Genomic DNA, 9,790 nt, shown 5'->3' on the forward strand with positions numbered 1-9,790 from the left:
CGGCCCAGGTGCATTCCTCAATCCTCAGAGAAAGCAGGATTTCATCGACCTGCTCAACAAAAATTACTTGAGCAAAAATGAAGCGGTCACTGACTCCATATTGATTATTCAGTTTGCTACAACACGGGATGGCACCCTGGGGCAACATGAAATTATCCATGGGCACAAGGGATCATCGCTCTACAAAAACTTTTTCAAGACATACGCTGAATTTAACTCCACATTGCCCAAAGAGAGATATCCTGCTACCAAAGGACTTGTCTTGCCAAAAATGCAAAACGGAGAAAGAGCAGGGCTGATCGATATTTTCATCCGCCTTAATCCCGACAGAACATTTACTGTTTCGGCACAAGGAAATGATAGAGATCTAAAAATTAAGGATTTTAAAAACGATCCTGATAATCCACTTTTCTTATAGATTATTGATAGACGGTAAATAAGGAAGGGACGTAAAAGTAGGCTTTTTAACAATGTTTTTTTATGATCAATTTGTTTTTTATAGATTACTACAGCCAAGATAACGGCGAGCTCACCACAAACACTGTATGCCCTACTGCCACGGTTCTGTCTGAACAGTGACTGGGATGAATTTTGAAAAGTATTTTTTTGTTATTAAAGATGATTGTACTTTTAAACAAAGCTGTGGGATTGCTTCGAAGAACTCTATCGCTCTTAATTAGATTGTTTTTATTTATTTGATTTCATAGCCTTTACTTTTTTGACGTTCGAGTCAGCCAAGAATTTTTGGTATTCGTCTGTTTCCATTCCTTAGAGTGCAACTCTGCCGTTATTATCGCTGTGTATACCAAAGCCATAAGTTTTTGTTAGGGGAGATGCTCTGAAACATGGTTGCCCTTTTGAGAAAAATTGCTCTCTTGCTTGTTGATATTCAGCTTTTGTAAGTTCATTCCTGTCGGCAAACACTTGAAAAAGGATGTCATCGGAGGTATATTTATATGGATTTTTGGCAATCATTTCATACTGCATCTCTGCAACGGTCTTTTTGTCTTTTGCAGGTGGTTTTGTACCGCAGTTTACTTTGGTATCTTCAGCTACTATAATAAAAGTGTCAAAAAAGTTGGTCGTATGTATTTTCATTTTGTTTGTTGTTTTTTTGATTATGGTGTCTATTGTTCGCCGTTTGGTTGCTTACGTCGCAGCAACTCTTTGTATATATCCGAACTATCCTTTTTCAAAATAATATAAATGCTTGGTTCTAAAATATGAAAAAATTACTTAGGCCGATTTACTTTCTGGACAAAGTCTTCGGATATTGTAAAAATATTCTAATCCTATAACTAATAGAATCGAACATAAAATAGACTTTTTGTAGTATGATTCCCAAACTCAAATACCAAATCCGAATACTGCAAAAAAGCAATAGAAAATCAACAAGCAAAATAAACAGCAGAATTTAATTAAATGCCATTCCAATACTCCCCCAAATTCTACCAGGGTTTTCTGAGCCATTTACCGCTTTTGCTTCAAACAAATTGCTTATGAAATTTTTTGACCAACCGAAACCTATGGAATTTTTATCAAGCAATGAGCTACCAGGATAGGAAATTGCGGCTATGATTATAAATATCACCGAAGTAGTTAAACATATCAAAACCACATACTTCTTAATCGCCTCTTTTATCATAGAATCAAAAATTAGCATTAAATAACAATCGAGTAATTAAGAGATCGCACGTGCCATAAATATTTTTGATAAAATCTTTTTATATAGAAAGAATTTGCCTTTAAGCGGTTTATTATCAAGTAAGTATAAATTAATTAGATCAAATTGAAGTATGCCCGATTCACATTCACCAAATACACCTGTATCAATTTGGATTGGAATAATTATTTTCTCAGTCTCTTTTCCCAGTGACTTCAGGTCCATATAAAGAGATTCAAAATCTATATCTTCTCGTACTCTTTGGACTTCTGCTATAAATTGGGGATAGGCACTGTCTGAAAAGCGAAGTGAGTTAATTTTTCCATATTGATCAAAGGAAATTACCATCAATGTCAATACAGGGATACACCTTTCCTGTAGTTGTGGCGGGTATTTGAAATTTCTAAGGAAAGAATTTTCAAACTTCTTGAAGTTATCAATTTTTCCCTTATCCTGAGCGTATACACTATTGATCACCGCATAGAGGATGATCAGTATGAATTTGATTGATTTCATTGTCTTAATATTTAATCGTTTATAACGGTAAGGACAAGGGGAGCATAAAAATAGACATCTCCAAAAACTTGTGTACCGTTAAAATTATATAGATCTTGAGATACTTTGCTCTTAGGATCTGAAAACTCTTTTGATACCCGTGCTAGTCTAATCTCGACGGGGATCATAATAGGTATATCACGCTTCCCCATATTAAGATCATCATATACTACATTAAAATCTAATTTATCTTTAATTCTTAGCAACTCTTTAATCATAAGCGGATGTGCACTATCCGAAAATTCTAAGTTAAATTGCTTTGTTTTCTCATCATACTGGACCTTTAATGTAAAAAATGATGGAATAGAGGCTTTCTCCAAATCCTTTGGATACCTTAAGTGATGAACAAAACTCGATTGTAATTTTGTACAATGATTATTTGCATCTTGGCTGTAAACGATACTTTTAATCCACATGAGTATCACAGCAATCAGTATTAATTTTTTCATACTTAGTTGACATTTTTTTCCTTTATATCCCATTTCGTAATCTGCCATTATAGTTGCTCTTTCGTTAAGGCTTCTCTTTAAATTCTGTAGTCACTAGCTTCTTTTTCGGATAGATCGTTATTTCACCTAAAAAATTAGCGGTGTGGAGATCATTATTGCTTTTAATCCTTTTCATAATCGGCAACTCTATGCTGGATTTTAATCTGGCGTGAAAAACTTGTTTGCAGGTATTTCAAGGGAATCAACATATCGGCGATTAAAACTATCATTCAGTAGGCCGGAACGGACGAAGGTGAATTTTTTAAGTTTTTCAGGGTCATCCTGATCCTCGAATTTTTTTGCATAGATAAGTGAATCCTTCGATAAGAGAAGAATTTCATATCCGGCAAATTCAGATGTTACCATTGTATGATCAGATAGTTTATAGGGTATTTCAAATGCTTTGCGAGGAGAGACAGATGAGCTATTGAAATAGAGCTTGGTGTCACCTATCTTTAGACTTTGGAATACATCCCTTACATCCGGCACAGCGATTATTTTACTACCATCTAATCTAGTCACATCAATCTGTGCCCAATTATTTTTGAGGTTATTTAAATCAACTTGAGCAGATGCATTATTGGAAAACAATACTGCTAACAAAATGAATAGATTAATAATGAGTACCTTATCATATTTTCTCAATTCAACAAGGTTTACGGTTAATAATGGAAGCTTTTTCGCTAGGCTTTTCATCGTTTGGTCAAATATGCTTTAACGAAAGTAATAATTTTTCCTTGAAAAATGTGCCGTTGATTTTAGATGATCAGTTTTTATGAAAGCCCCATGCGGAAGCTCACCTTTCTTTGCTAATGATCATGGGTTTTATAACCGGTTCATCCGTTAAAGAAGAAAAAATCGTACTTTTCGGGATCTCGCCGATACCGCTTACATTGCAATTATTTAGTTTTGGATATAGCTAGTTAGGATGAGATTACACCCTGCAAAGCAACCCCCAAATAATAGTAAATAAAAATTGGAATGTAGCTTAAAATAATGGCTGTACAGCAATTTTTGCTTTATCGGTTGCCATTGTTTTTTATAGGAATTAACCTTTTTCTTACCCAAAAATCATATTTAAATAATTATTTTGGAGAATCGTCAAATGGCGAAATTGTTAGAATAGATAGTATTCACCAAGGATGTTACAAATACGAATTTCAATACGGTATAAGGTTAATTTGGCTGTAAAATTTATTAGAATAACTTGCTCTATGTTTTTTGCTTGCATGTATTTTATAGTTGATCCGAATTATTCACATGATGGGAAAAAGATACCTGTCATCTGTTTCGATTGGCAATCAAATAGGAGTGATAATTTTTATTTTAAAAGATAAATAAAAGGGCTATATTTAATTTCCCTTATGCAGACCTATTTAGGCAGTATATAGCAGGATTGAGCGTGCAAAATCCGGTCATTACATTTATTAATAGTTGTACAAGTATCATCCAAAAGAACATATGAGAAAAATATTATTATTAAATACACTGTGGATTCCAATGATAGGGTCGGCTCAGTTACAGACGGTATTTAAAAATAAAGTAGACTCAATTTACCAAAAAAATAGGGATGCCATCGGCATTATTGTTCATGTCGAAGCACCGAAGCAAAATATTTCTTGGAGCTATGCAACAGGAATAGCAGATCGCAAAACAAATAAGCCGCTAAATAATCAACAACCTGTTCTGGTTGCCAGTAATACCAAGCCTTATGTAGCTGCCGCAATACTGAGATTGGTCGAAAAAGGTAACTTATCGATCGATCAGACAATCAAAAAACTATTATCGGATAGAACGCGTCAATTATTTGAAAAAGATGGGTATAATCTGGACGCAATTACGATAAAGCATTTATTGTCCCATACATCTGGAATTCAGGATTATGTGGACGAAGATTATTTTGAATTCGTAAATCAGCATCCGACATACAAATGGAAAAAAGAGGAGCAAATCGAGAGATCGATTGAAATCGGGAGTCCTCAGCCTGTAGGTGAAAAATTTAGTTACGGAGACATAAATTACCTACTCCTGACCGAAATTATTGAGCAAAAAACACATAAGCCATTTTATACAGCTATTCGGGATTTATTGAGATACAAAAAGCTACACCTAACAAAAACCTGGTTTATTAATTTAGAAAATTATCCTGCAAACACCCTTGCGCTTGCTCATCAATATGCAAGCAAGTATAAATGGGATTCATACGATATAAATCCTTCTTGGGATTTGTATGGTGGTGGTGGAATTGCCACAACAGCCAGAGAATCAGCCCTGTTTTTTCAATATCTATTTGATGGAAAAATCATTCAGGACAAACAGATCCTGAAGGCTATGCATACTTACGTATTGCCTTCAGATCAATCCAAATACTGTTTGGGACTTTATCACTTTGATATGGGATTCAATGCTTATTACCACGGAGGTTGGTGGGGAACTGATGTTATTTATTCTCCGGAATCTGACGCTACAATTACGGTTTTTACGTTACAAAAAAGCTTCCAACATATCATTAATCCTGCTATAGGAAAGGAATTTCAGCAGTTATTGATAAATAAAAAAGAGATAGAATAAATTGAATTCAGCCATCAAAGCAAGTTGGGTAACACTCAATTTCAGAATCTCATCCGAGGTGGGTAAGGCGCAATTTCGCACCATTCTTCTTCTTAATTGCCCGATGATCGAGGCAGGGGAATATCATTGATCAACTATATAACAGACACATGACGGTTACTCTCGAATTTTAGACAACATTTAGAAAGATACTTTTTTAATAAGCATTTTGTAATAATCACTTCACGTTATTTTACAGGCAATGGTTAGAAAAATACTACAAATGATTAAAGATATGGCGGTGCCTGCATTTCTTATATTGTTTCCCCATTTTGTGCCGCTGCCGTTTTATTCATATGCTTTTGTATGTTTTTTAGTGATTTATCTGGTTTTTGAGGAAGGAGGGAAAAACATTCCGCGATATAGGGCTGATCAAGGAAAATCTTATTTTAAAGCGCTTTTTCTAGGTATCATCAGCGCTTTAATATCCTATCAGAATTGTGCAAATTGTCCTAAATAGACATAATAGAGGGTAAAGTGGACAAAATAAAATAATGAAATGGACAAGATAAATTCGGGCAAAATTAACTGAGAAGATTAATCATCATATTCCTATAATTGCGTAAATTTGAGGCATGACCTTATCTGTGTATTCCACAATAGACAAATGAAAGTTTTTCTAAAAATATTTTTAATTATATGCGGGATTGGGTTTGCAGTCTTTGTTGGTATTATTGTTATGATAATGGCTGCTTTTGGGGGCTTTGATAAAGATTATTCTGTAACAGAACTTAAAGAAAACTTTGAGGAAAAGAGGACCGAGATTTATGAAGTCAAAAATTATGTAAATAAAATAACTCCGCCAGACAAATCAGTTCAAATAGAATTTGACGACAGTAATATTCTACCTATTTTTCACGTGGGAGTGAGGGACAATTTTGAAAGTAATTGGGATGTAAAAATTAATTCCGAAAAGGCCGACACATTATTACAAAAACTTGGTTGGACAACAGAAACTTTAAAAACTCTTAAAGGGAAATTGGATAAAGCAAATTGTATTGGCGTCTCAAATGGAGAACCTTGCAGTATAAATTTTCAACGAAGCGGAATGGGGAGGTATTCATTCAATGTTTTTGACAAACCAATTCCAGATAGTTTAAAAGCGCGTTACAATGACGGTTGCACTTACATTATGGTAAATGACAGGCTTGTGTTAGAGTATGGTGGTGGCGCAATAGGAGGACAATGTTTTTATAATTTGGACTAGGTTGATTAAAAAATATTGTGCTCGACTTTGGATTTCGAGATACCACCCATATCAATAAGACGTTCCATGAAGATTATGGGATAAATACGCTTTACAGATCCAGATGGTTTACGACTTGAATCTATGCAGGAAGGATAGTATAGTTATTTTGATTATAACGAATGCGAGATGGTTAGAAACGGAGAGCCAACATATTTAGATCATAGTGATGAAGAGGTGTTGGGAGAAGGCCCGGGGACGTTAACATTAAATTTGCTAAAATGATTCTATGAATACAAGAGATAAATTAAGCTCTAGGGAAAAATTTATGGAGATTATCGCAAGGCAAAATGAGTATATCCAAGAGGAGTTAGAAGATCTTTCAGAATATAGCGTAAAGGATAAAGAAGAAATTTCTGAAACATATAAAAACTTGAGCAAATACACATTGGATAATATGGTTGCCGCATATTCCGCAGGCGAGGCGATATCAAAAATTTAAGAGGAATATATCACGGCAGTTGATTATTTTATACATGACTGGGAGCAATCAAATAGTTATGTTCAGATGGTTTGGATGCTTTCCATTGGGATCATGCTAAATATAGAACAAAAACATTTCCTTAAACTTGTAAAATGTGTTCAAAATGATGACCCCAAAGATTATCTAATTGACTTTTTAATAGGTTGCAGAGTGAAAAACTGGTCACTTCATAATAATTCTAAATTTTCTAAGCCATACAAGGTGCTTTCGGTAGTCATTGATTTGGCTACAAAAAATAAAGACCAAGCCTTAAAACATCTAATATCTTATATACAAAAAGATTGGTATAAAGGGCATTAGGATACGGGATGGTATAATGTGCATCATACCAAATGTAACATTCACACAGGATATTGGAGCTTTGAAAGCGGGGCTCTGGTTAAAATATTAGGTCTGGATGATGGTCATTTTAAAGAACTGCAATATTATCCTTACGATTTAGTTCATAGGAAAGATTGAGAGAAATGTGGGTAAGGATTAGTTTTAATTGAAAGGTCGAGTTGAAAGGTCTCGACCTTTTTTGCAAGTGTTAAATATAATCTTTGTTAACTTTTAGGATCTAAGATGGCGTTGCTTTTTTATCAATAAAAACTAATTCAAAAATCAAATATGTAGTTCCTAGGGCGGATACAAGTTAGTCAAGATAAAAGGTTTTCATTTTGACGGCAAAAGCATAGGCTTATGGGCAAGGTAATTGTTCAAATAGCTGGAAATTTTCTTCATCAAAACAAACTATTGTAATTAGTTTTATTGTTGTATTTGATTCAAGAAACTGATTTATTGCGTTAATAGATATTTGGGCGGCCAACTTCTTCGGGAACCTGTATATACCTGTGCTAATATTCGGAAAAGCAATTGTTGTACAGCTATTATCCACAGCCAGTCGGAGGGAGTTGAAGTAACAATTTGCAAGGAGGTTCTCTTCATTCTTTTGGCCGCCATTCCAAACCGGACCGACGGTGTGGATCACATATTTAGCGGGTAGGTTGCCAGCTGTGGTGATTGCTGCTTCACCCGTTTTGCAGCCCCCTTGTCTAGCTACTATCATTCGACATTCTTCCAGAATAACTGGACCACCTGCTCGGTGAATGGCACCATCTACACCGCCACCACCAAGTAAGGAGCTGTTAGCAGCATTTACGATTGCATCGACTTCGATCTTAGTGATATCTCCTTTAATAACGTTTACTATTTTGTTCATTGGGTATGGAATAATATTAGGACACCTCATCGACATAACTGATGTCGATCATATTTTAAATTTAATAAATGTTGTTCCATAATAAAGATCTCTAGTAACTTTTTGCACTTTGCATTCGCAAAGTGCTTTCCGTTTCTGTGACTTTTTGTAAGTTAGTATAGCCCAAAAAGCATTCGTATATTAAACCCGCAAATGAACTCAAGATATTTTAAGAAATTTTGGAATGAAAATGCAGGAGACGAGTTGACAGATTCTTGGGGAAATTCAACCTTGTATTTTGAAACCGACTCAAATCTAAACGTGGCCAAACAGTTACAGCTATTTCAAAACGGAAGAACATTAAAATATGATTTGCAAAACTTTGAAAATGAATATGGTTTTCTAACGGATCAACCTTTAGATAGGCAAGAGTTTTCCAACGACGAAATTAAAAAAGATAAATTCTATGAAATCTGGAATAAATAAAACTGAATATAAACTTTCCGAGGGAAAGAATCCATTTTAAGTAAGAAGTCTATGGAACTTATGCAGCTTTATGATAATATGTTCAATCAGTCTATCGGCCAAATTAGCAGGGGAGATATAGAAATTGACCGGCAGATAGACGATGACAGCGACCGACGTCGTGGTCTGACCTTATTGATACGTCCGAATGATGAGATTAAAGCCCGTGTTGAGGCTTTTCAAGATGAATTGATAAAGATTGACGGAGGACAGTATTATCAGCCGCCCTCGGATCAACATGTGACGGCACTTTCGATCATTTCATGTTATGAAGGCTTTGATCTAAATGAGATACAAATCCGAGATTACGAAGATATTATTTCACAAAGCCTCAACGATATTCCCAGCACCATGCTGAAATTTAAAGGTATAACAGCATCTCGGGAAGCCGTGCTGATACAGGGTTTTCCGATGGGCGAAGGGCTTAAAATACTTCGTGATAGGCTGAGGAGTAATTTCCGCTCCTCCGATTTACAACAGAGCATAGATTCAAGGTATCGATTGGCTACCGCGCATATGACTTCAGTACGCTTTCGAAGGGAACTGCGTTCTCCGGCCAAGTTTAGCGGTATATTACAAGATTATAGGGCGGCCGATTTTGGTGTAATGAACATAAAATCACTTGAGCTGGTATATAACGATTGGTATCAGAACAGTAACATCGTCAAAACACTTCGTCGCTTTACTATATAAATCATCATTATCTGTTTTTATGGGCTCTAACGGATATGATCAAACTTAATAAGGATTATCACCTTGAAGAATATGCATCTGATTTTTTTATTTTTGGTTCTGATGGTCGTGATACAGCTTATGCAATAAAAAAAAAGCACAAGTGATATTTGTGAAAAGCCCTTTATTGGAAAAGTACAACCTTTTCAGAATTTATTGAGACAATAAATTTTATTTGCTAAAATAGTAAGGCTTATTTTTTACTGTACCTGGAGTTGCTAACTTAGTCGGCAGATCAAGTTAAGAACAATAAAATATCTTAATTTTGAAATAATGATTAAAGTCCGTAAAAAGTACGATCGCATTT

General features: G+C 35.0%; 10 protein-coding genes and 2 pseudogenes. 6 read left to right on the forward strand and 6 right to left on the reverse strand.

What is annotated here, in order from left to right:
• Positions 1-418: hypothetical protein (locus D7322_RS28700; protein ID WP_183078879.1), on the forward strand; the 418-nt coding region annotated here is incomplete at its 5' end.
• A gap of 269 nt (positions 419-687) precedes the next feature.
• Here D7322_RS28700 and D7322_RS28070 read toward each other — a convergent pair.
• The 5 genes and pseudogenes from D7322_RS28070 to D7322_RS28090 form a co-directional block, all read right to left on the reverse strand.
• Positions 688-1,098, reverse strand: a pseudogene (locus tag D7322_RS28070) (DUF6157 family protein).
• 316 nt (positions 1,099-1,414) lie between these two features.
• Entirely contained in the window at positions 1,415-1,645 is a 231-nt protein-coding gene (locus tag D7322_RS28075; RefSeq protein ID WP_147430570.1) for a hypothetical protein, read from the reverse strand.
• 36 nt (positions 1,646-1,681) lie between these two features.
• Positions 1,682-2,179, reverse strand: a complete 498-nt coding sequence (locus D7322_RS28080) for a hypothetical protein (protein WP_121127476.1) — start codon at positions 2,177-2,179, stop codon at positions 1,682-1,684.
• An 11-nt stretch (positions 2,180-2,190) separates the two neighbouring features.
• Complete coding sequence (locus tag D7322_RS28085) at positions 2,191-2,715, reverse strand: hypothetical protein (RefSeq protein WP_121127477.1); 525 nt, start codon at positions 2,713-2,715, stop codon at positions 2,191-2,193.
• A gap of 150 nt (positions 2,716-2,865) precedes the next feature.
• On the reverse strand, positions 2,866-3,402 hold the full coding sequence (locus tag D7322_RS28090; protein WP_121127478.1) for a hypothetical protein: 537 nt from the start codon (positions 3,400-3,402) through the stop codon (positions 2,866-2,868).
• A 765-nt stretch (positions 3,403-4,167) separates the two neighbouring features.
• Between D7322_RS28090 and D7322_RS28095 the strand changes: the two genes are divergently transcribed.
• The 3 genes and pseudogenes from D7322_RS28095 to D7322_RS29050 all read left to right on the forward strand — a co-directional run bounded on the left by D7322_RS28095 (position 4,168) and on the right by D7322_RS29050 (position 7,505).
• Positions 4,168-5,277 (forward strand): serine hydrolase domain-containing protein, encoded by a 1,110-nt coding sequence (locus tag D7322_RS28095; protein ID WP_121127479.1) that lies wholly within the window; start codon positions 4,168-4,170, stop codon positions 5,275-5,277.
• 646 nt (positions 5,278-5,923) lie between these two features.
• A complete protein-coding gene (locus D7322_RS28105; protein WP_121127481.1) occupies positions 5,924-6,523 on the forward strand; it encodes a hypothetical protein in 600 nt (199 codons plus the stop codon).
• 268 nt (positions 6,524-6,791) lie between these two features.
• Positions 6,792-7,505 (forward strand): annotated as a pseudogene (locus D7322_RS29050) (PoNe immunity protein domain-containing protein).
• 220 nt (positions 7,506-7,725) lie between these two features.
• Here the strand turns inward: D7322_RS29050 and D7322_RS28125 are convergent.
• The gene (locus D7322_RS28125; protein WP_220700198.1) at positions 7,726-8,247 is read right to left on the reverse strand and encodes an O-acetyl-ADP-ribose deacetylase; all 522 of its coding nucleotides are present in this window, start codon (positions 8,245-8,247) and stop codon (positions 7,726-7,728) included.
• A gap of 192 nt (positions 8,248-8,439) precedes the next feature.
• On the opposite strand from D7322_RS28125, the gene D7322_RS28130 reads away from it, so the two are divergent.
• Together D7322_RS28130 and D7322_RS28135 are read left to right on the forward strand one after the other, a co-directional pair.
• Positions 8,440-8,712 (forward strand): hypothetical protein, encoded by a 273-nt coding sequence (locus D7322_RS28130; protein WP_121127484.1) that lies wholly within the window; start codon positions 8,440-8,442, stop codon positions 8,710-8,712.
• 51 nt (positions 8,713-8,763) lie between these two features.
• Positions 8,764-9,444: a mutarotase gene (locus tag D7322_RS28135; RefSeq protein WP_121127485.1), complete on the forward strand. Its 681-nt coding sequence runs from the start codon at positions 8,764-8,766 to the stop codon at positions 9,442-9,444.
• The last annotated feature ends 346 nt before the right edge of the window (positions 9,445-9,790 follow it).

Source organism: Sphingobacterium puteale (assembly GCF_003627955.1).
GTDB lineage: Bacteria > Bacteroidota > Bacteroidia > Sphingobacteriales > Sphingobacteriaceae > Sphingobacterium > Sphingobacterium puteale.

Bases quoted from the DNA above. Each gene is read 5' to 3' on its own strand.
- D7322_RS28135 (WP_121127485.1), top strand. From the start codon at position 8,764: ATGGAACTTATGCAGCTTTATGATAATATGTTCAATCAGTCTATCGGC.
- D7322_RS28130 (WP_121127484.1), top strand. From the start codon at position 8,440: ATGAACTCAAGATATTTTAAGAAATTTTGGAATGAAAATGCAGGAGAC.
- D7322_RS28125 (WP_220700198.1), bottom strand. From the start codon at position 8,247: ATGAACAAAATAGTAAACGTTATTAAAGGAGATATCACTAAGATCGAA.
- D7322_RS28105 (WP_121127481.1), top strand. From the start codon at position 5,924: ATGAAAGTTTTTCTAAAAATATTTTTAATTATATGCGGGATTGGGTTT.
- D7322_RS28085 (WP_121127477.1), bottom strand. From the start codon at position 2,715: ATGGCAGATTACGAAATGGGATATAAAGGAAAAAAATGTCAACTAAGT.
- D7322_RS28095 (WP_121127479.1), top strand. From the start codon at position 4,168: ATGAGAAAAATATTATTATTAAATACACTGTGGATTCCAATGATAGGG.
- D7322_RS28090 (WP_121127478.1), bottom strand. From the start codon at position 3,402: ATGAAAAGCCTAGCGAAAAAGCTTCCATTATTAACCGTAAACCTTGTT.
- D7322_RS28075 (WP_147430570.1), bottom strand. From the start codon at position 1,645: ATGATAAAAGAGGCGATTAAGAAGTATGTGGTTTTGATATGTTTAACT.
- D7322_RS28080 (WP_121127476.1), bottom strand. From the start codon at position 2,179: ATGAAATCAATCAAATTCATACTGATCATCCTCTATGCGGTGATCAAT.